18 protein-coding genes are annotated in these 21,138 nt (G+C 67.1%); 10 read left to right on the top strand and 8 right to left on the bottom strand.

The window, feature by feature from the left end; all coding sequences use genetic code 11:
- Positions 1-136: 136 nt before the first annotated feature.
- Complete coding sequence (locus K5H97_RS02545; RefSeq protein ID WP_028688343.1) at positions 137-1,972, bottom strand: flavin monoamine oxidase family protein; 1,836 nt, start codon at positions 1,970-1,972, stop codon at positions 137-139.
- Positions 1,973-2,177: 205 nt separating this feature from the next.
- On the opposite strand from K5H97_RS02545, the gene K5H97_RS02540 reads away from it, so the two are divergent.
- From K5H97_RS02540 to K5H97_RS02530, 3 genes are all read left to right on the top strand, one after another.
- Complete coding sequence (locus K5H97_RS02540; RefSeq protein ID WP_139121017.1) at positions 2,178-2,609, top strand: hypothetical protein; 432 nt, start codon at positions 2,178-2,180, stop codon at positions 2,607-2,609.
- 73 nt (positions 2,610-2,682) lie between these two features.
- Complete coding sequence (locus K5H97_RS02535; RefSeq protein ID WP_028688345.1) at positions 2,683-4,089, top strand: adenosylmethionine--8-amino-7-oxononanoate transaminase; 1,407 nt, start codon at positions 2,683-2,685, stop codon at positions 4,087-4,089.
- A 174-nt stretch (positions 4,090-4,263) separates the two neighbouring features.
- A complete protein-coding gene (locus K5H97_RS02530) occupies positions 4,264-4,983 on the top strand; it encodes a 16S rRNA (uracil(1498)-N(3))-methyltransferase (RefSeq protein ID WP_028688346.1) in 720 nt (239 codons plus the stop codon).
- On the opposite strand, the gene trhA is transcribed toward K5H97_RS02530, so the two are convergent.
- The 7 genes from trhA to pilG all read right to left on the bottom strand — a co-directional run bounded on the left by trhA (position 4,980) and on the right by pilG (position 14,881).
- Positions 4,980-5,597, bottom strand: a complete 618-nt coding sequence (trhA, locus tag K5H97_RS02525; RefSeq protein WP_028688347.1) for a PAQR family membrane homeostasis protein TrhA — start codon at positions 5,595-5,597, stop codon at positions 4,980-4,982. The genes K5H97_RS02530 and trhA overlap by 4 nt on opposite strands.
- Before the next feature lie 70 nt (positions 5,598-5,667).
- Positions 5,668-6,141: a chemotaxis protein CheW gene (locus K5H97_RS02520; protein WP_028688348.1), complete on the bottom strand. Its 474-nt coding sequence runs from the start codon at positions 6,139-6,141 to the stop codon at positions 5,668-5,670.
- Positions 6,134-11,431, bottom strand: a complete 5,298-nt coding sequence (locus tag K5H97_RS02515) for an Hpt domain-containing protein (RefSeq protein WP_028688349.1) — start codon at positions 11,429-11,431, stop codon at positions 6,134-6,136. Before K5H97_RS02515 ends, K5H97_RS02520 begins: the two co-directional genes overlap by 8 nt.
- A complete protein-coding gene (locus tag K5H97_RS02510) occupies positions 11,428-13,452 on the bottom strand; it encodes a methyl-accepting chemotaxis protein (protein WP_088851767.1) in 2,025 nt (674 codons plus the stop codon). Before K5H97_RS02510 ends, K5H97_RS02515 begins: the two co-directional genes overlap by 4 nt.
- A gap of 63 nt (positions 13,453-13,515) precedes the next feature.
- A complete protein-coding gene (locus K5H97_RS02505; protein ID WP_028688351.1) occupies positions 13,516-14,070 on the bottom strand; it encodes a chemotaxis protein CheW in 555 nt (184 codons plus the stop codon).
- The gene (pilH, locus tag K5H97_RS02500) at positions 14,067-14,432 is read right to left on the bottom strand and encodes a twitching motility response regulator PilH (protein WP_028688352.1); all 366 of its coding nucleotides are present in this window, start codon (positions 14,430-14,432) and stop codon (positions 14,067-14,069) included. Before pilH ends, K5H97_RS02505 begins: the two co-directional genes overlap by 4 nt.
- Positions 14,433-14,479: 47 nt before the next feature.
- On the bottom strand, positions 14,480-14,881 hold the full coding sequence (pilG, locus tag K5H97_RS02495; RefSeq protein WP_028688353.1) for a twitching motility response regulator PilG: 402 nt from the start codon (positions 14,879-14,881) through the stop codon (positions 14,480-14,482).
- Positions 14,882-15,066: 185 nt separating this feature from the next.
- Here pilG and gshB point away from each other — a divergent pair, with 185 nt between their 5' ends.
- The 7 genes from gshB to K5H97_RS02460 all read left to right on the top strand — a co-directional run bounded on the left by gshB (position 15,067) and on the right by K5H97_RS02460 (position 20,987).
- Entirely contained in the window at positions 15,067-16,020 is a 954-nt protein-coding gene (gene gshB / locus K5H97_RS02490) for a glutathione synthase (RefSeq protein WP_028688354.1), read from the top strand.
- A gap of 90 nt (positions 16,021-16,110) precedes the next feature.
- Positions 16,111-17,010, top strand: a complete 900-nt coding sequence (locus tag K5H97_RS02485) for an energy transducer TonB (protein WP_028688355.1) — start codon at positions 16,111-16,113, stop codon at positions 17,008-17,010.
- Positions 17,011-17,137: 127 nt separating this feature from the next.
- Positions 17,138-17,707 carry a YqgE/AlgH family protein gene (locus K5H97_RS02480; protein ID WP_028688356.1) on the top strand — a complete coding sequence of 190 codons (570 nt, stop codon included), beginning with the start codon at positions 17,138-17,140 and terminating at the stop codon, positions 17,705-17,707.
- Positions 17,707-18,132 carry a Holliday junction resolvase RuvX gene (gene ruvX, locus K5H97_RS02475; protein ID WP_028688357.1) on the top strand — a complete coding sequence of 142 codons (426 nt, stop codon included), beginning with the start codon at positions 17,707-17,709 and terminating at the stop codon, positions 18,130-18,132. The genes K5H97_RS02480 and ruvX overlap by 1 nt, the downstream gene beginning before the upstream one ends.
- Before the next feature lie 51 nt (positions 18,133-18,183).
- Positions 18,184-18,702, top strand: a complete 519-nt coding sequence (gene pyrR / locus K5H97_RS02470; RefSeq protein WP_028688358.1) for a bifunctional pyr operon transcriptional regulator/uracil phosphoribosyltransferase PyrR — start codon at positions 18,184-18,186, stop codon at positions 18,700-18,702.
- Positions 18,703-18,714: 12 nt separating this feature from the next.
- Complete coding sequence (locus K5H97_RS02465; protein ID WP_028688359.1) at positions 18,715-19,719, top strand: aspartate carbamoyltransferase catalytic subunit; 1,005 nt, start codon at positions 18,715-18,717, stop codon at positions 19,717-19,719.
- Positions 19,716-20,987 (top strand): dihydroorotase, encoded by a 1,272-nt coding sequence (locus K5H97_RS02460; protein ID WP_028688360.1) that lies wholly within the window; start codon positions 19,716-19,718, stop codon positions 20,985-20,987. Before K5H97_RS02465 ends, K5H97_RS02460 begins: the two co-directional genes overlap by 4 nt.
- Positions 20,988-21,138 lie beyond the last annotated feature (151 nt).

Raw genomic sequence — 21,138 nt, 5'->3', positions numbered from 1 at the left:
AAGCGTAAAAAATTGCTTCGGATTATCTAAAAACCCGATATTTAGTCTGCAAGCTTCCTATTAAGGAAACATTAACGATAGTCGTTTGGATGTGCCGACGCCATCGCGGGAGCCCGCGATGGCGTCAATAGCGAGATCAGCCGGCCTTGGCCTGGCCGTTGACCACCGGCTTCTTGGCCGGTTCCGACTTGGCGGTAGCCTTCTTCACCGGCGCCGGCTTGGTACCGGGCTTGTGTGCCTGCTTGGCCGCAGGCTTGGCTGGAGCAGGCTTGGTGGCGGCAGGTTTAACCGCTTCCTCCTTGGCCACAGGTGCCGGGGCGACCGGGGCCGGTGCAGGCGCCGGGGCGATCTCCTCGGCCTTGGCGATCGGCGCGGCCTTCGCCTCTGGCTTGTCAGCACCGCCGAACAGACGCGAGAAGAAGCCTGGCTTGTCCTGCTTGGCCTCCTCGACCTTCACAGGCTCCGCCTTGGCCGGAGCCTTGTCGGAGCCGCCACCGAACAGGTTGGAGAAGAACCCGCCCTTATCCTTTGCCGCCACGGCACCCGCTGCTCCAGCGGCGGCTGCGGCGGCAACCGGTGCGGCCTTGGCCGGGTCGAAGGACTTGCCTGCCGCCAGGTCCTGGACCTGGCTCGCAGCGCGCTGGCCGCTGCGCAGGGCACCTTCGAGGGTACCAGGGTAGAGTGCGTCGGTATGCTCGCCGGCAAAGGCGATACGCTGGACCGGACGCTCCCACAGACGCCAGTACTTGCTGATTTGTCCTGGGCCGTAGGCCAGGTAAGCGCCTCCCATGCCGGCATCGGTGCTGTAACGACGTACTTCGTAGCCGGTGAAGGCGCCACGGGCCTGCGGGTAGAAGGCGTGCAGACGGATCAGCACCTGGTCGACCATCTGCTTGTCACCGAAGGCCTGCAGCAGACGAGCGTTGTCGCCGGACAGGTTGATCACCACGTTGGCGCCGCCCTTGAGCGCAGGTTCGATCCACAACATGCCCAGGCCGGTGTTGGAGAAGATCTCGCCGGACATGCGCGCACGGCTTTCCCACACCGGGTTCTTGAACTTGAGCATCAACTGGTCGCGCCAGCCGTAGTTGGTGCCCTTCAGCGCGGCCAGGTGCTGGTTGTCCAGGCCCGGGGTCATCTGGATCTTGGCCAGGGCCCGCAGCGGCACGGCCATGACCAGATAATCGGCCTGGTAGCCCACGGCGCCGACCTTCACCGTCACCCCGTCCTTGTCCTGGACGATGGCGGTAACCGGCGAGCTGGTCTTGATGGTCTTGAGCTGCTTGACGAAGGCCTGGGCCAGCACCGGGCTGCCGCCCGGCAGGCGCGCGGCGCGCAGGTCGCGGTCGCTGACGTTGCGGTAGACGCGGCTCTGCTGGGCGAAGTACAGCAGCGACAGGCGCGACGGCTCGTCATAACGGCTACGGATCTGCTGGTTGACCAGCTGACGGGCGGTCGCCGGCAACTGCAGCTTGTCCAGCCAGGTGGAAACGTTCATCTGGTCGAGGGCGAACAGGGTGCTGTTGGCCGCCGGATTCAGCGGGTCCTCGATGGAGCGGGCCAGGTCGTCGAGGGTCTTCTCGTAGCGCTTGAGGGCCTCGGCAGTGGCCGGTTGCTTGGCCACCAGATCGGTTGCGCTGAAGTACTCGCCGTCGATCAGGTAGCCCGGGGTTCGCACGAATTCCGGCGCCGGCAATGTGCCGACCTTGAACCGCTCCAGATACTGGTTGAGCACCGGCTGGGTCTTGCTGTTGCCAATCCACTCGCTGGTGGCCAGCCCCGAACGCCCACCCATGCCAGATTTGGCTTCCAGCAGGGTGACCTGCCAGCCCTTGGCCTGCAATTCATAGGCCGCGGTCAGGCCTGCCAGGCCACCACCGACGACGATCGCCGTCTTGTCCTTGGCCAGCGCGGCACCGCTGGACACCCCGATCAATACCAACGCGCACAGGCGCACCCAAGCAGCAGCCATGATGGCGAACTCCGGTTAGAGAAGCGATAGAAGATACGGGGAGGAACGCCCCGGGAGAGATGCGTTAAGAATACGTCACCTCTGCCCACCCTGCCACCGCAGTGACATCAAGTGCTTTTTGCAACTGGTATTTTTGTCAGTAGCTGACTGTCGCAAGGGTAGGCAGTCTTGGTTCGCACACCCGAACCAGGCCGGAGAAACAGCGGTGATCTACACGGAAGACTTTGCCAGGTGGCAGCCTTCAGCGCCGATGCCGGAAATCACCTGGCGCACGCCCTCGGGCCTGAACATCGTCTCCAATGGCATCGCCTACAGCTCGCGCTACAAGACCGACGAAGGACGTAGCGGCACGGAACTGATTGTCCTGGGCCAATCCGATGTCGAGATCATCTTCGGCCAGACGGTCGATTGCCTGCTGCTCGAGGTGGAGATCAGTACCCTAGGCAGCGCCGTCTCAACCGCCTACTGGCTGACCCTGCGCGACCATGACTACACCGAGTTCATGCCCGGTCCCAGCGCGCTCGGAACCTTCTGGCACGATGTGCCCGGCCCCTTGGAGCGCCTGGTCCTCTCCACCCTGCCGCTGTGCACCGTGCACGTGCGCCAACTGGAGTGGCGCCCGGCCTGGCGTCATTGAGCGGTTGTCCTGCCCCCCGGCATTGCTTAGGCTTACGCGGTCAAACCGAGCCGTAACGCCAGGAGAAGTGCCCATGGGCCTCAATGATCAGTGGATGCAACGCGACCTCAAGGTCCTCTGGCACCCCTGCACCCAGATGAAAGACCACGAGCAGCTGCCGCTGATTCCGATCCGCCGTGGCGAGGGCGTGTGGCTCGAGGACTTCGAGGGCAAGCGCTACCTGGACGCGGTCAGCTCCTGGTGGGTCAATGTGTTCGGCCATGCCAACCCGCGCATCAACCAGCGCATCAAGGACCAGGTCGACCAGCTCGAGCACGTGATCCTGGCCGGCTTCAGCCACCAGCCGGCGATTGAGCTGTCCGAGCGGTTGGTAGCCATGACGCCGTCTGGCCTGGAGCGGGTGTTCTACGCCGACAATGGTTCGTCGTGCATCGAAGTGGCGCTGAAGATGAGCTACCACTACTGGCAGAACATCGGCAAACCGCAGAAAAAGCGCTTCGTCACCCTGACCAACAGCTACCACGGCGAGACCATCGCGGCGATGTCGGTGGGCGACGTGCCACTGTTCACCGAGACCTACAAGGCCCTGCTGCTGGACACCATCAAGGTGCCCAGCCCGGACTGCTACCTGCGCCCCGAAGGCATGGGCTGGGAGGAGCACTCACGGAACATGTTCGCGGCCATGGAGCAGACCTTGGCCGAACATCACGCCAGCATCGCCGCGGTGATCGTCGAGCCGCTGATCCAGGGCGCCGGCGGCATGCGCATGTACCACCCGGTGTACCTCAAGCTGCTGCGCGAGGCCTGCGACCGCTACGACGTGCACCTGATCCACGACGAGATCGCCGTGGGCTTCGGCCGCACCGGCACGATGTTCGCCTGCGAACAGGCCGGCATCCGCCCGGACTTCCTGTGCCTGTCCAAGGCCCTGACCGGCGGCTACCTGCCCCTGGCCGCCTGCCTGACCACCGACAAGGTGTACCAGGCCTTCTATGACGACTACCCGACCCTGCGCGCGTTCCTCCACTCGCACAGCTACACCGGCAACCCGCTGGCCTGCGCCGCGGCCCTGGCGACCCTGGACATCTTCGCGCAAGACAACGTGATCGAGGCCAACAAGGCCCTGTCGGCGCGCATGGCCAGCGCCACCGCGCACTTGGCCGACCACGCCCATGTCGCCGAGATTCGTCAGACCGGCATGGCCCTGGCCATCGAGATGGTCCGGGACAAGGCCGGCAAGACCGCCTACCCCTGGCAGGAGCGTCGCGGCCTGAAGGTCTTCGAGCATGCCCTGACACGTGGCGCGCTGTTGCGCCCGCTGGGCAGCGTGGTGTACTTCCTGCCGCCCTACGTGATCACCCCGGAGCAGATCGACTTCCTGGCCGAAGTGGCCAGCGAAGGGATCGACATCGCCACCCGTGATAGCGTCAGCGTGGCGGTGCCGGCCGACTTCCACCCCGATTTCCGCGATCCGGGCTAGGCCCCAACACCTCCGTCCCCCTGTAGGAGCGGCCTTGCGTCGCGATAGGGCTGCGCAGCAGCCCCAGGCTTTCAGCTTCGCAGCAGAAATTTCCGGGGCCGCTTTGCGGCCCTATTGCGACGCAAGGCCGCTCCTACAGAGGACGATGCCCCCATTCAGATTCCGAGTAGAACCATGAGACTCTCCCGCTTCTTCATCGACGCCCCGCTTGGCCTTGGCGAACACGAGCTCCCCGAAGCCCAGGCCCACTACATCGGCCGTGTCCTGCGCATGGCCGCTGGCGACGCCGTGCAGCTGTTCGACGGCAGCGGCCAGGAATACCTTGGCCAACTGCTCGAGGTAGGCAAGAAAAGCGTGCGCGTCAGCCTCGACCAAGCCGTCCCCGGCCAGGCCGACTCGCCGCTGCGCATTCACCTCGGCCAGGGCCTGTCCCGCGGCGAGCGCATGGACTGGGCGATTCAAAAGGCCACCGAACTGGGCGTAAACGAAATCACCCCAATCGTCAGCGAACGCTGCGAAGTGCGTCTGAAGGATGAGCGCGCCGACAAGCGCCTGGCCCACTGGCGCCAAGTGGCGATCAGCGCCAGCGAGCAGTGCGGTCGCTCGACCCTGCCGGTCATCCACCCGCCGGTTACCCTGGCCGAATGGCTCAAGGACACCGAGGCCGACCTCAAGCTGGTGCTGCACCCGGTGGCCGAAGCGCTGACCCGTCACGAAAAACCTGCAAAGCTGGCCTTCCTGATCGGCCCCGAAGGCGGCCTGAGCGATGCGGAGGTCGAACAGGCCAAGGTCAGCGGCTACCACGCCGCTCGCCTCGGCCCACGGGTGCTGCGTACCGAGACAGCGCCGGTGGTGGCTTTGTCGGTAGCGCAGCAATTGTGGGGCGACTTCTAAGACACGTAGAAGAACACCGCGACGAAGTGCATCAGGCTGCCGGCGATAACGAACAGGTGCCAGATGCCATGCCAGTGGCGGAACCGGCTGTCGAAGGCGAAGAAGATGATGCCGACGGTGTAGAACACGCCGCCGGCCGCCAGCCAGGCGAAGCCGGCACCGCCCAGGCTGTGCAGCAGCGGCTTGACCGCCACCAGCACGATCCAGCCCATCAGCGCGTAGATGATGATCGACAGGATCCGTGCCTCCGAACGCGGCTTGATCTCCTGCAGCATGCCGACCAGCGCCAGCCCCCAGACCACCCCGAACAAGCTCCAGCCCCACGGCCCGCGCAAGCTGACCAGGCAAAAGGGCGTGTAGCTTCCGGCAATCAGCAGGTAGATCGACAAGTGGTCGAGCTTGCGCATGATCCGCTTCGCTCGTCCGCGGGTGCTGTGGTAGAGGGTGGAGATGCTGTAGAGCAGCAGCAGGGTAAAGCCGTAGATGGAGAAACTGACGATCTTCCACGGATCGCCCTGCAGGCCGGCCACGACGATCAGCCAGACTGCGCCAATACAGGCCAGCACCGCACCGACCAGGTGGGTCCAGGCGTTGAAACGTTCACCGTAGTACATGCAAGCACAGACCTCGCTACGCCGTTCGGGTTCCTGAAACCCCTATCACGGGGCAAGCCCAGACACCATCCTAGCCAGCGGCAGGTTGCAGTTGCGCGTCACGCACCAATCTTTCCAGCCCCGCCAGGTCCGGCACCCGCGCCACCTGCTCGCCCACCTGCACCGCCGCCAACTCCAACCCCGCCAACGGCACGTCGACATAGTTCAGCTGGCTGTCGAGCTTGCACGAGCGCGGGATACCCTGCAGCAGCAACGCCAGGTAGCGCAGCCCGGTATCTCCCAGGGCGTTGAGCACCATCACCCGCGCCCGCTCGCCGCAAGGGGTCTGCCCGCCGCAAGCCGCCTCGAAGCCGATCAGCGGCAGCCGTTGCTGGCGCCAGTCGACCCAGCCCAGGTGCCAGGCCGGCTCCCCTGGCTCACAAGCAATGACACGGTGTCCGATCAGCTCAGCCACCGCCACGTTTGGCAACACCAAGGTGCGGTCGCCCAGCGGCAGCAGCAACCCGGTCAGGCTGCTGCGCTGGCCGGCAATATGTTCAAGCATGGGGTTGGCTCCAGTGGGCGATGCTCTGCAGCAGCACCGATTCCTGGTACGGCTTGCCGAGGTATTCATTGACGCCAATGGCCATGGCCCGATCGCGGTGCTTCTGGCCGGTACGCGAGGTGATCATGATGATCGGCAGCTGGCTCAGGCGCTCATCGCGACGGATCCGCGTGGCCACTTCGAAGCCGTCCATGCGCGGCATCTCGATATCCAGCAACAGCACATCCGGACGGTGCTCCTCGAGCAGCGCCATGGCATCGACGCCGTCCTTGGCCGTCAGCACGCTCATGCCGTGACGCTCGAGCAGGCGGCTGGTGACCTTGCGCACGGTCACCGAGTCGTCCACCACCATCACCAGCAATGGCCGCCGGGGCACCGGGCCAGTGAGCGCATGCGCCGCCTCGGCCACGCCCGGCAGGCGCGCCAGACGCCGTTGCTGTCCGCGCAACTGGCCGAGCAGGTCGAGAATCAGCACCACCCGCCCGTCCCCCAGCAGGGTGGCGCCGGACAGCCCCGGCACTGCGGCGAACTGCGGGCCGAGGCTCTTGACCACGATCTCGCGGCTGGGCGACAGGCTGTCGACCTGGATGGCGAACGACTGCTCATGGGAATGGGTCAGCAGTACCGGCAGCGGCACGCTCTGGCCCAGCAGGCCGGGCTGGCCGCCGCCCTGCAGCAGGTCACCGAGGTAGCGCAGCGCGTAGTCGTGGCCCGCGTAGCTGTAGCGCGGCGGGTCGAGCCGGTAACAGGCCTCCAGCTCCGCCGGTGGCACGCGCACGATGCCCTCGATGGTGTTCAGCGGAATGGCATACTGTTCCTCGTCAACGTGCACCATCAGCGCTCGGTTCACCGACACCGTGAACGGCAGGCGAATCAGGAAACGCGCGCCCTTGCCGGGACTGGACTCGATGCTCATCGAACCGCCCAGTTGCTTGACCTCCTCATGGACCACATCCATGCCCAGGCCGCGGCCAGAGATCTGGGTGATCTTCTCGGCCGTGGAGAACCCGGGACGCAGGATGAACTGCAGGATCTCGTGGTCGCTCAGGCGCGCCTGCGGATCAAGCAGGCCACGCTTGATGGCCTTGTTGCGTACCGCCTCCAGCGGCACCCCGGCGCCGTCGTCGCTCATCTCGATGACGATGTCGGCGCCTTCGTGCAGCAGGTTCAGGTGAATGGTGCCCTGCTCCGGCTTGCCGGCGGCCAGGCGTGCCTCGCGGGCCTCCAGGCCATGGTCGACGGCGTTGCGCAGCATGTGCTCCAAGGGCGCCACCATGCGCTCGAGCACGCTGCGGTCAAGCTCGCCCTCGGCGTTGCCGACCACCAGCTCGACCTGCTTGCCCAGCTCGCTGGCCACCTGCCGTACCACCCGCTGCAAACGGGGTACCAGCCGCTCGAAAGGCACCATCAGGGTAGCGGTCAGGCCCTCCTGCAGCTGGCTGTTGACCCGCGCCTGCTGCTGCAGGAGGCTGTAGGCCTCCTGGGCCCTCTGCAGCAGGGTCTCCTTGAGGTCGAGCAGGTCCGAGGTGGATTCGAACAGCGCCCGCGACAATTGCTGCAGCTGGGAATGGCGGTCCATCTCCAGGGGGTCGAAATCGTCATAGGTGTCACCCTCGAACTGGTGACGGCTGGAAATCCGTCCCTGGGTCTCGATGTCCAGGCGCAGCAGCTGGTCGCGCATGCGCTCCAGCGTGGTTTCCATCTCGTTGAGGGCGAACTGCGCATCGTTGACCTGCTGCTCGATACGCCCACGAATGACCGAGTGCTCACCGGCCAGGTTGCCCAGGTCGTCGAGCAGTTCGGCATCGACCTTGACCATATCGCCCGCCCGCTCGGGGGCTACGGCCGGGATTTCGGCGGGGGCCGGCTCGACCTGGGCCTGGCCGGCCACGCTGTCGGTCAGGGCGGCGCTGGAGAAGTTGCGGATGTAGTCGATCAGCGCCGTGGCCGCATGCAGCGGCTCGCCCAGGCGCGCCGCGTCGAGCATGTGCGCCAGGCGGTCATGGCAATTCTGCAGCAGGCTGAACAGGGCCGGCGTCGACGGCAGGCGCCCGGCGGCGAGCAGTTCGTAGAGGAATTCCAACTCATGGGCGAGGTCGCCGATGGCGGCGATCTCGACCATGCGCGCGCCGCCCTTGAGCGTGTGCAGGTCGCGCAGCAGGTTCTCCACCTCGACCGTGTTGCGCGGGTCGACCTGCCAGCGCGCCAGGGACTCGGCCGCGCTCTCGAGGATATCGGAGCTCTCTTCGAGGAAAACCTCCAGCAGCTCCTTGTCGCCCTCGGTTTCTTCGTTGTCCTCCTGCGGCTCGGAGGCGACGGGAGGCGGGGCGCTGTGGCGGAAGTCGCGCAACTCGCCCAGCAACGCCACCGCCGACAGCGGTGGCTGGCCCTCGCGCAGGCTGCGCAACATTTCGGCCAGGGCGTCATGGCTGCGCCGGAGCAGCTCGAACAGCGCCGGGCCGGCACCTAGCCGACGGTCCACCAGGCCTTCATAGAGCAGCGCCAGTTCCTGGGCCAGCACCTCGACGGCGCCGATCGCCGCCATCTGCGCCCCGCCCTTGAGGGTGAGCACATCGTGCTGCAGCGCCGACAGCGGCGACAGGCTGTCCGGATCGGACTTCCATTGCCGCAAAGCCTGGTCGGCACCGTCGAGGATATCCCCGGCTTCTTCGAGGAACAGCTCGACCACCGCGGGGTCCGGCAACTCGCCTGGCGCTGTCAGCGCTGTCACGCCGTTCGCCCCGACCAGCCCCAGGGCGGCAGGATCGAGGGCATCGTCGAGCAGGCCATGCAGGGCTGCCAGGCATTCAGGCCGTGGGTTCGGGTCCTGGCCGGCGGCAATCTCGTCGAACAGGTCGAGCAGCGCTTCGTGGGCTTGCCGGGCGACAGCGAAGAAGCGTGGCGTGACCGCCAGGCTGCCCTCCTCAACCGCGCCATACAGGTCCAGCAGCCCTTCGCAGACCTCATCGACCTGCCACAGCTCGGCCTGGTGCGCGCCATGACCGAGGGTGGTCATTTCCTCGAGCAGCAGGTGCAGCTCGTGGTGCTGCGCAGGATCGCCCTGCCAGTTGGCAAGCCGCGCCTCGGCATCGAGCAGGATGTCCATGCCCATGGTCAGGAAGGTGGCCGTCAGTTGCGGGTCGCGTCGGGCCCGCCGCGGCGGGTGCGGTTCGGCCTGGAGCTGGGCCAGCCGGGCGTCTACCGTCTGCCCGACCTGCTCGATAAGCCCGGCGGCCCCGGGGATGGGCGCCAACGGCGTGCTGCCCAGCTGGGCCAGGCCCAGGTGGAACAGCGCACGCGCCGCCTCCAGCAGTTCGATCTCGGCCACGCGCAGGGGTAGCTGGTGCCCCTTGTATTCGCGCACCAGGCGGTCGAGGGCGGTGGCCAGCTCCGCCACCGGCATCACGCCGGCCATGGCGGCGCTGCCCTTGAGGGTGTGCAGAGCGCGTTGCAGGCTGTCACTGACCGCGCTGCCCCGCCCATCGACCGCCTGCAGGAAGCCATCAAGCCCGGCCAGGTGGCCCTGGGCTTCGTTGCGGAAAATTTCCAGCAACTGCGGGTCGAGACCATCGATGCTGGCGCTGGCCGGCGTGTCGTTGAGCGCCAGCGCGTGCAGGTGCCCGGCCAGCTGTTCGATCTCGGCCGTGGGCGGCAGTTGGCTGGCGGCGAAGTCGGCCAGCAGGTCGGGCAGGCGCACGAACACCTGCTGCAGGGCCACCAGCCCTTCGGCGCTGAGCACGATGCGCCCTTCCAGCACCCGATTGAGCAGGTGCTCGGCGCCCCAGGCCAGCTCGGCCACGGCTTCGGCATGGACCATCCGCCCGCTGCCCTTGAGCGTGTGCAGTGCCCGGCGCACCTCGATCAACGCCTCGCGCAGACCATTGTCGGCGCGCCAGCGCAGCCATTGGCGCTCGATCTCCGGCAGCAGCTCGCCAGCCTCTTCGAGGAACACCTCGCGCAATTCATCGTCGATACCGTCCAGCGCCTGCTCGCCGCCGGCGGCTGCCGTGTCGCGCGCGCACTGCACGCCCAGCGCGGCCAGGCTGGCGTGGGCCATGTCGATGAAGCGCTGGGCGTCGGCCAGCGGATCGGCCACCCGCCATTGCAACCAGGCTTCGCCGGCACTCAGGGCATCTGCCAGATGCGCCAGTTCGTCCGCTTGCGGCTCATCCTCCAGGTGCACCAGCCAGCCCTGCACATAGCCCGCGCAACCGGCGAACACCTCGGCGGCCGCCGGCAGCATCAGCATCGCCAGCGCCCCGCGCACCTGCTGCAACAAGCCGGGCAGGGCCTGCAGGCGCTGGCGCGACCAGTCGGACTCCAGGCAATCGCCGATCAGGTCCTTGGCCTGCTGCAGCACGTTGAGCGACTCGTTGAGCACCAGCTGGCGGATTTCGGCCAGGTCCGAGCCGGGCAAACTGCCGGGGTTGGTTTCCTCCAACGGGCCGACCATGCCGTTGAGGGTGGCCTCGACATACAGCAGTGCCCCGGCGACATCCATCAGCAGCGCTTCATCCACGGCGCTGTCCTTTTCAACCAGTGCCTGCAGCGCCAGCACCTGGTCGATGATCACCCGCCGCGGCTGCTGGAAGCCCAGCACCGCCAGGGTATCGGCCACATGCCGCAAGGGCGGCAGCAGCGACTCCAGTGGCTCGCTGGGCGAGCGCTCGCCGCCGACGAAGGGGTCAAGGCGGTCCTTGATGCGCATCAGGTCGTCGCACAAGGCCATCACCACCGAGCGCAGCGCATCGCGCCCCGGGCCGGCCTGCATGTGCTCACGCCAGCTGCCCAGGGACAGGTCGAGGTTGGCCAGGTCCGCCGCCCCGGCCAGCCGTTGCCCCAGGTCGCCCAGCAGGCTGCCCTGGGCCAAGGGCTCGGCACCACGGCAGACCCGCAACTGGTTGAGCAGCGGCATGACCACCAGCGGCAGGTCGTGGCGCGCGCCGCGCAGGCGGTCCAGGTACGGCGGCAGTTGCTCGAGCCCGCGGAACAGCGCCCCCAGGCAATCGCCGCGTGGGCTCACTTGACCGTCGGCCATGGCCCGCCCGAGCAGCTCCAGTTCCTCGGCCAGGCGCATCGCGCCCGGCAGCGCGAGCATGTGCAGGCAGCCGTGGACCTGGTGCAGGTTGTCAACGAAGAACGCCAGCATCGACAGGTCGCCCGGTTCCGCCGAGAAGCGCTCCAGGGCCTGGCGCGCCTGGCCCAGGCAATCGAGGATCGGCGCCTTGGTCCAGGCCAGGGCCACCGTGTCGTGGCGCTCGCCGGACGGGTTCAGGTGCGCCTCGCTCACGAGCGCTCCACCGGCTTGGGCAGGGTGAAGCCGGACACCGAGCGGCGCATCTCGCTGGCCATGCGCGCCAGGTGGCGGATACTGTCAGCGGTGGCGCCGGAGCCGGCGGAGGTCTGCGCGGTGATCTGCTGGATCACCGCCATGGTGTGGGAAATCTGCCCCGCCGAGGAGGTCTGCAACTGGGCGGCGTCGGAGATGCTGTGGATAAGGTCGGCCATGGTCTGCGACACACCCTCGATTTCCGCCAGGGCCACCCCGGCATCCTGGGCCAGGCGCGCACCACGCACCACTTCGGCGGTGGTCTGCTCCATGGAGATCACCGCCTCGTTGGTATCGGCCTGAATGGTGCGCACCAATGCCTCGATCTGCCGCGTCGCCGAAGAGGAGCGCTCGGCCAGGCGTTGCACTTCATCGGCCACCACGGCAAAGCCGCGACCAGCCTCGCCAGCCAGCGAGGCCTGGATCGCCGCGTTGAGGGCGAGGATGTTGGTCTGGTCGGCAATGTCGTCGATCAGGCTTACGATGTCGCCGATCTCTTGGGAGGACTCGCCCAGACGCTTGATCCGCTTGGCGGTGTCCTGGATCTGCTCGCGGATGTTGTCCATGCCGTGGATGGTGTTGTGCACCACCTCGTTGCCCTTGTTGGCGATGGCCACCGAGCGCTCGGCCACCTTGGCCGACTCGTAGGCGTGGGCCGAGACGCGGTCGATTGACTCGACCATGTCGCCCACCGCCTCGGAGGCCTCGCTGATCTGCTCGGCCTGGTGCTCGGAGGCCTTGGCCAGCTGGCGGGCGGTGTTCTGGGTGTCCTGCACGGCGGCGGCGACCTGCTCGGCGCTGTGGTTGATGGTGGCCACCAGGTCGCGCAGCTGGTCGACCGAGTAGTTGATCGAGTCGGCGATGGCGCCGGTGAAGTCCTCGGTGACCGATACGGTGACTGTCAGGTCGCCGTCGGCCAGCTCCTCGATCTCGTCGAGCAGGCGCATGATCGCCTGCTGGTTGCGTTCGTTCTTCTCGGCGGTCTCGCGCAGCTGGCGGTGGGTGGCGCGCACCATCACCAGGCCGATAAGGATGATCGAAGCCAGCGCCAGCAGGCCGAGCACGTAGCCGCCGACGGTGTCCAGGGTGCGCCCGCCGGCCAGGTTCTCGAAACCGTTGGCCAGGTGCGAGGCCTCGTCGAGCAGGGTCTGCGACAGGCTGAAGATGTTTCCGGCGGCCTCACGTACCCGGAACAGCTCGGGTGATGTCTCGAGGATCTCATCCACCGAGCCCGAAACGAATTGGAACAGCTCGGCGATCTCGGCCAGCCGCGCCCGGGCGTCGGCGTCCTCGACCCGGGTGACCTGGATCGCCGGGTTGCCGGCGAGCATGCCTTCGAGCACCTGACCGAAGCGGCTGGCGTCGCGGCCGAAGGCATCGGCGGCCTGCACCGAGGTTTCGTCGCCGGCCAGCACGGTATTGACCGAGCCGAGAATGCGTTCGGCCAGCAGCAACTGGCGTTGGGCCACCGCCACCTGGTTGGCAGGCGCGCCGCTCTGCAGCAGGATCTCCACCACCTTCTCGTACTCGACCTGCAACTGCGGCACGGTCTCGGCCAGGGTGGCCGCGACCTGGTGCAGCGACAGCACGGTCTGTTCGCTGGCGAGGATGGTGTCGGTGTTCTTGCGCAGGTTCTCCCAGTCCTGGCGCACCGCGTCCATCTCGTCGCGCACCGTCACCGGCGCGGCTGGCAGGCCGGTGGTCTTGTCGCCCTCGCGCAGGTAGCCCCAGCGCCGCTCGAAGTCGTTGCGCGCGTCGCTGAGCAGCTTGAACGCCAGCGCCTTGCCCGCCGCCGCCTCGGTGGCGTTCTTGGCAATGCGCTGGGACAGCACGCGCAGCTCGCCGGCATGGCCAATGTACTGCTTGTCGTGGTTGGCCTGGGTGTTGAGGTAAGCGAAGTTGGCGAACAGCAGGACGATCGACAGGATCAGCACCACGAACAGCACGGTAATCTGCGCGGTGCTGCGCGGGCGCTGGGCCAGGGCGGCTGGCGAGACGCCTGCGGTGGCTACGGAAGGTCCTGGCTTGTTCACGTCGAAAATCCTCTACAACGCCACATCGAGAAAACCCGGGGCCTGTGCCAGGGCGAACGGGCTGAAGATCGCCCAATTGCGTTCACGGGGGAAATGGCCCTGCACGAAGGGCGTGGCCGCGCGAATCAGCGGTTGCGGCGGCGACAGCTCGAGGCTGCTCAGGGCGAAGTGCTGCAGGCCGACCACCTCGTCCACCAACAGCCCGGCGAACAGCTCCTCATGGTCCAGCACCAGCACCCGCCGTTGCTTGCCCGCCGCCGCCGGGCCGAGACCGAAGAACGCGCACAGGTCCATCACCGGCAACAGCCGCCCGCGCAGGTTGGCCACCCCGCGGACCCACGGCTGCACCCCCGGCACCCGGCTGCTGCGGGGCTCGCGCAGCACCTCGGCAACCTCGCCCATGGGCGCGACGAACCACTGCCCGGCAATGCGAAAGCCGATGCCACTCCACTGCTGCAGGCGGGTGTCCTGCGGTGGCTGGTCGGCCACCAGCAGGCGGCAGCGCCGGTCGATGTCCAGCAACAGCTCGAAGGCGGTCAGCGACGCGCCCTGGGGCCGGGTGGTCAAGCGCCGAGCACTTCTTTCAACTTGGCGATCAGCGCCTCCTCCTCCACCGGCTTGGTCAGGAAATCGCGGGCGCCCTGACGCTGGGCCCAGATTCGGTCGGTTTCCTGGTCCTTGGTGGTCACCACGATCACCGGAATGGCGCTGGTTTCCGGGTCCTTGCTCAGTTGCCGGGTGGCCTGGAAGCCGTTCATGCCAGGCATGACGATGTCCATCAGCACGGCATCGGGTTTCTCCTGGCGGGCCAGGGCCACGCCGTCGGCGCCATTGTCGGCCTTGAGCACCCCATAGCCGCTTTTCTCCAGCCATTCGGTCAATCTGTACATCTCTGTCGGCGAATCGTCGACAATCAGAATTCGGGCCATGCTGTTTCCCCATCAGGAAATAGAGACGCCGTCCGGCGAGGGCGGCGTCAGGGTGCGTGTGGGTCCTGCGCGGCGAAACCGGGCACGCTGGCACGGATCGCGTCGAGCAGTTCTTCCTTGCTGAACGGTTTGGTCAGGAACTGGTCGGAGCCGACCACCCGGCCGCGGGCCTTGTCGAACAGGCCATCGCGGGAAGACAGCAGGATCACCGGGGTGTCCTTGAACGTATTGTTGTGCTTGATGATGGCGCAGGTCTGGTAACCGTCAAGGCGTGGCATCAACACATCGACGAAGATGATCCGGGGCTTGTGATCGACGATCTTGGCCAGGGCGTCGAAGCCGTCACTGGCGGTGATCACCTCGCAGCCGGCCTCGCCGAGCAACATCTGCGCGGTGCGGCGGATCGTGCGGGAGTCGTCGATCACCATCACCTTCAGGGGTTGTTCCATAGTTGCGCTTCTGCCTGGGAGCGAATTCGCCAAAAGGCCGTGCAGGCCATGTGCCTGGCCTTTTTAACACAGTCCAGAGGGCCATTCCATCCGCCCGCCCCTTGACCGTGGGCGCGCCCGGCGCCACCCTGAGCCACTTTTCTTTCGTGCCATCGCGGCCACCCGCCGCCAAGAGGAACTACCCCATGAGCGTTCGCCTCGGGATTGTCATGGACCCCATCGCGTCCATCTCCTACAAAAAGGACAGCTCGCTGGCCATGCTGCTGGCCGCCCAGGCCCGTGGCTGGAGCCTGTTCTACCTGGAACAGCGCGACCTGTACCAGGCCCAGGGCAAGGCCCGCGCGCGGATGCGCCCGCTCAAGGTGTTCGCCGACCCGGCCCGCTGGTTCGAGCTGGACGAGGAGCAGGACAGCCCGCTGGCCGAGCTGGACGTAATCCTGATGCGCAAGGACCCGCCCTTCGACATGGAGTTCGTCTACAGCACCTACCTGCTGGAGCAGGCCGAGGCCGAAGGCGTGCTGGTGGTCAACCGCCCGCAGAGCCTGCGCGACTGCAACGAGAAGCTGTTCGCCACGCTGTTCCCGCAGTGCACGCCGCCGACCCTGGTCAGCCGTCGCCCGGACATCATCCGAGAATTCGCGGCCGAGCACGGCGATGTGATCCTCAAGCCGCTGGACGGCATGGGCGGCACCTCGATCTTCCGTCACCGGGCCGGTGATCCCAACCTGTCGGTGATCCTCGAAACCCTGACCGCGCTCGGCGCCCAGCAGATCATGGCCCAGGCCTACCTGCCGGCGATCAAGGACGGCGACAAGCGCATCCTGATGATCGACGGCGAGCCGGTGGACTACTGCCTGGCGCGCATCCCGGCCAGCGGCGAGACCCGCGGCAACCTGGCCGCCGGCGGACGCGGCGAAGCCCGGCCGCTGAGCGAGCGCGACCGCTGGATCGCCGCCCAGGTCGGCCCGACCCTGCGCGAGAAGGGCCTGCTGTTCGTCGGCCTGGACGTGATCGGCGACTACCTCACCGAAATCAACGTCACCAGCCCGACCTGCATTCGCGAGATCGATGCTGCCTACAACACCGACATCGGCGGCCGTTTGATGGACGCCATTGATCGCAAGCTGCAGGCGCGCTGACCGCCGACACGTGGCAAACCCGCGGAGTGGGGTATGATGCCGGTCCTTTTTCGCTGACCTGCGCCCTGTTTCGCGGTTGCTGGATACCTGATGACGCTGCCTGCCGACATCCCCGCCGACCTGCTGCCACCCCGCGTTCGCCCGGTGGACAGGCTCGGCTTCACCCTGTTCCTGGCCGCCCTGGTGCACCTGGCGCTGATCCTGGGCGTGGGTTTCACCGTGGTCAAGCCGGCCGACATCCGCCACACCATGGACATCACCCTGGCCACCTTCAAGAGTGAGAAGGCGCCCGAGAAGGCCGACTTCCAGGCCCAGGACAACCAGCAGGGCAGCGGCACCCTGGAAAAAAAGGCGGTGCCCAAAACCACCGAGGTCGCGCCGTTCCAGGACAGCAAGATCAACAAGATCACGCCGCCGCCGGCGGCGAAACCAGAGATCCCGCCCGCACCGGCAAAGTCCGTGGTCGCCACCCAGGCGCCGAAAACCCAGAAGGTCGAGCCCAGGCCGAAGGAAAGCAAGCCGCAGCCCAAGCCCGAGGCCAAGGTGCCGGACTTCGACAGCTCGCAGCTGTCCAGCCAGATCGCCAGCCTCGAGGCCGAGCTGTCCCATGAGCAGCAGCTGTATGCCAAGCGCCCGCGCATCCATCGCCTGAACGCCGCCTCGACCCTGCGCGACAAGGGCGCCTGGTACAAGGAAGAGTGGCGCAAGAAGGTCGAGCGCATCGGCAACCTCAACTACCCCGAGGAGGCCCGGCGCCAGCAGCTGTACGGCAGCTTGCGGATGATGGTGTCGATCAACCGCGACGGCTCGTTGTACGAAGTGCTGGTACTGGAATCGTCGGGCCAGCCGGTGCTGGACCAGGCGGCCCAGCGCATCGTGCGCCTGGCGGCGCCATTCGCGCCGTTCACCGGCGACCTGGCGGAGTTCGACCGCCTGGAGATCATCCGCACCTGGCGCTTTGCCCGGGGTGACCGGCTGTCGAGCAACTGATCGGGGCCGCGTTGCGGCCCATCGCTGGCAAGCCAGCGCCCACAGGGACAGCGCATGGCTTGAGTTCTGCACGATCGGTGTGGGACCCGGCTTGTCAGTCTCGTCACCTGGCGCCACACTAGCGGTCATGAAAACCCTCGCCCCCAGCTACCTCAAGCACCAGTTCCTGATCGCCATGCCGCACATGGCCGATCCGAACTTTGCCCAGACCCTCACCTACATCGTCGAGCACAATGCCCACGGCGCCATGGGCCTGGTGGTCAATCGCCCGCAGGAGCTGAACCTGGCCGACATCCTCGAGCAGTTGCGCCCGGACGACGAGCCGCCCGCCAGCACCCTGCATATCCCGATCTACCAGGGTGGCCCGGTGCAGACCGACCGCGGTTTCGTGCTGCACAGCAACGACCGCAGCTACCAGGCCACGGTCGAGCTGGAGGGCCTGTCGCTGTCCACTTCCCAGGACGTGCTGTTCGCCATCGCCACCGGCGATGGCCCGCGCAAGAGCCTCATCACCCTGGGCTACGCGGGTTGGGAAGCCGGCCAGCTGGAGGCGGAGCTGGCCGACAATGCCTGGCTCAACTGCCCCTTCGACCCCGAGATCATCTTTGGCCTGGCCAGCGACCAACGCCTGGGCGCCGCCGCCGCGAGCCTGGGGATCAACCTCAGCCTGCTGACCAGCCAGGCGGGCCACGCCTGATGGCCGAACTGCGTCTACTGCTGGGCTTCGACTATGGCACCCGACAGATCGGCGTGGCCGTCGGCCAGGTGATCACCGGCCAGGCCCGCGAGCTGTGCACGCTCAAGGCCCAGAACGGCGTACCGGACTGGAACCAGGTCGAGAAGCTGATCAAGGAATGGAAACCCGACGCGATCGTTGTCGGCCTGCCGCTGAACATGGACGGCACGCCCAGCGAGATGAGCGAACGCGCCGAGAAATTTGCCCGGCGCCTGCACGGCCGCTACAACCTGCCGGTGCACACCCACGACGAACGCCTGACCACCTTCGAGGCCAAGGGCGAGCAGATGGCCCGAGGCGGGCGCCACGGCAGCTACCGCGATAACCCGGTCGACGCCATCGCCGCCGCCCTGCTGCTGCAAGGCTGGCTGGAGGCCAACACTTAAATCCGCTTTGCCGCCGGCTGGAGCCGGCGCCCGCCTTCCGAGGAGCACGCAATGAGCCTACCCAATCCCGCCGATCTGATCCGGCAGATGGCCGTCGACCTTCGCGCCCACCTGGCCCGCCGCGGCATCAGCGAGCCGCGCTTCATCGGCATCCGCACCGGCGGCGTGTGGGTGGCCCAGGCCCTGCTGGCCGAGCTGGGCGACCAGGGCCCGCTGGGCACCCTGGATGTGTCCTTCTACCGCGACGACTTCAGCCAGAACGGCTTGCACCCGCAGGTGCGCCCTTCGGAGCTGCCGTTCGAGATCGAAGGCCAGCACCTGGTGCTGGTAGACGACGTGCTGATGAGCGGGCGCACCATCCGCGCCGCCCTCAACGAGCTGTTCGACTATGGCCGTCCGGCCAGCGTGACCCTGGCCTGCCTGCTCGACCTGGATGCCGGCGAATTGCCGATCCGTCCGAATGTAGTCGGCGCCACCCTGTCCCTGGCCGCCCATGAACGGGTAAAATTGACCGGACCCACGCCGCTCGCCCTCGAGCGCCAGGACCTCGCTCCCGCTTCCGCCCTTTAAGAGTCCCCCGCGATGACGCCACTCGACGCCAAGCGCCCGCTGCAGCTCAATGACCAGGGCCAGCTGCGCCACTTCCTCTCGCTCGACGGTTTGCCCCGCGAACTGCTCACCGAGATCCTCGACACCGCCGACTCGTTCCTCGAAGTCGGCGCCCGGGCCGTGAAGAAAGTCCCGTTGCTGCGCGGCAAGACCGTGTGCAACGTGTTCTTCGAGAACTCCACCCGCACCCGCACCACCTTCGAACTGGCGGCCCAGCGCCTGTCGGCCGACGTGATCAGCCTGAACGTGTCGACTTCCTCGACCAGCAAGGGCGAGACCCTGTTCGACACCCTGCGCAACCTGGAGGCCATGGCCGCCGACATGTTCGTCGTGCGCCACTCCGATTCCGGCGCCGCCCACTTCATCGCCGAGCATGTGTGCCCGGACGTGGCAGTAATCAATGGCGGTGACGGCCGCCACGCCCACCCGACCCAGGGCATGCTCGACATGCTCACCATTCGTCGGCACAAGGGCGGCTTCGAAAACCTCTCCGTGGCCATCGTCGGCGACATCCTGCACTCGCGGGTGGCGCGCTCGGACATGCTCGCGCTCAAGGCGCTGGGCTGCCCGGACATCCGCGTGATCGGCCCGAAGACGCTGATCCCGATTGGTATCGAACAATACGGGGTGAAGGTCTACACCGACCTCGCCGAAGGTCTCAAGGATGTCGACGTGGTGATCATGCTGCGCCTGCAGCGCGAGCGCATGGCCGGCGGCCTGCTGCCCAGCGAGGGCGAGTTCTACCGCCTGTTCGGCCTGACCACCTCGCGCCTGGCCGGGGCCAAGCCGGATGCCATCGTCATGCACCCGGGTCCGATCAACCGCGGCGTGGAAATCGAATCGGCGGTGGCCGACGGCCAGCACTCGGTGATCCTCAACCAGGTCACCTACGGCATCGCCGTGCGCATGGCCGTGCTGTCCATGGCCATGAGCGGGCAGAACGCGCAACGTCAATTCGACCAGGAGAACGCCCAGTGACCATCAGCATTATCGGCGCCCGGGTCATCGATCCTGCCAGCGGCCTGGACCGCATCACCGACCTGCACCTGGACGGCGGGCGCATCGCCGCCATCGGCGCGGCGCCGGCCGGTTTCAACGCCAGCCGCACGATCCAGGCGGACGGTCTGGTAGCCGCGCCGGGCCTGGTCGACCTCGGCGTCTCCCTGCGCGAGCCGGGCTACAGCCGCAAGGGCAACATCGCCAGTGAAACCCGCGCCGCCGTGGCTGGCGGCGTCACCAGCCTGTGCTGCCCACCGCAGACCAAGCCGGTGCTGGACACCTCGGCAGTCGCCGAACTGATCCTCGACCGCGCCCGCGAGGCGGCCAACAGCAAGGTTTACCCGATAGGCGCCCTGACCAAGGGCCTGGAAGGCGAGCAACTGGCCGAACTGGTGGCCCTGCGCGACACCGGTTGCGTGGCCTTCGGCAACGGCCTGAAGGAAATCCCCAACAACCGCACCTTGGCCCGCGCCCTGGAATACGCGGCGACCTTCGACCTGACCGTGGTGTTCCACTCCCAGGACCGCGACCTGGCGCAAGGCGGCCTGGCCCACGAAGGCCCCATGGCCAGCTTCCTCGGGCTGCCGGGCATCCCGGAAACCGCCGAGACCGTGGCCCTGGCCCGCAACCTGCTGCTGGTCGAGCAGAGTGGCGTGCGCGCCCACTTCACCCAGATCACCAGCGCCCGCGGCGCCCGGTTGATCGCCCAGGCCCAGGCGCTGGGGCTGCCGGTCACCGCCGACGTGGCGCTGTACCAGCTGATCCTCACCGACGAAGCGCTGCGCGACTTCTCCAGCCTGTACCACGTCCAGCCGCCGCTGCGCACCGCCGCCGACCGCGATGGCCTGCGCGAGGCGGTGAAGTCCGGGGTGATTCAGGCGATCAGCAGCCATCACCAGCCTCACGAGCGTGATGCCAAGCTGGCGCCGTTCGGTGCCACCGAGCCGGGTATCAGCAGCGTCGAGCTGCTGTTGCCGCTGGCCATGACCCTGGTCGAGGACGGCCTGCTCGACCTGCCAACCCTGCTGGCACGCCTGAGCAGCGGCCCGGCTGCCGCGATGCGCTTGCCGGCCGGCGAGCTGAAGGTGGGTGGCGCGGCGGACCTGGTGCTGTTCGATCCGAACGCGTCCACCGTGGCAGGCGAGCAGTGGTTCTCTCGCGGTGCGAACTGCCCGTTCATCGGCCACTGCCTGCCGGGCGCGGTGCGTTATACCTTGGTCGATGGGCACGTCTGCCACGAGGCCTGAGTAACGCCTATCGCGGGGCAAGCCCGCTCCCACGCAGGAGCTCCCACGCAAGGTCGACCTGGCGTGGGAGCGGGCTTGCCCCGCGATGGAGCCGGCAAAGACCTGAAACAACCATTCATCCCCGCTGGTTGAAATCCTTCCCCCCTCCCCC

The organism is Pseudomonas mosselii, from assembly GCF_019823065.1.
Taxonomy (GTDB): Bacteria; Pseudomonadota; Gammaproteobacteria; order Pseudomonadales; family Pseudomonadaceae; genus Aquipseudomonas; species Aquipseudomonas mosselii.
This window is presented reverse-complemented; position numbering and strand designations above follow the sequence as displayed.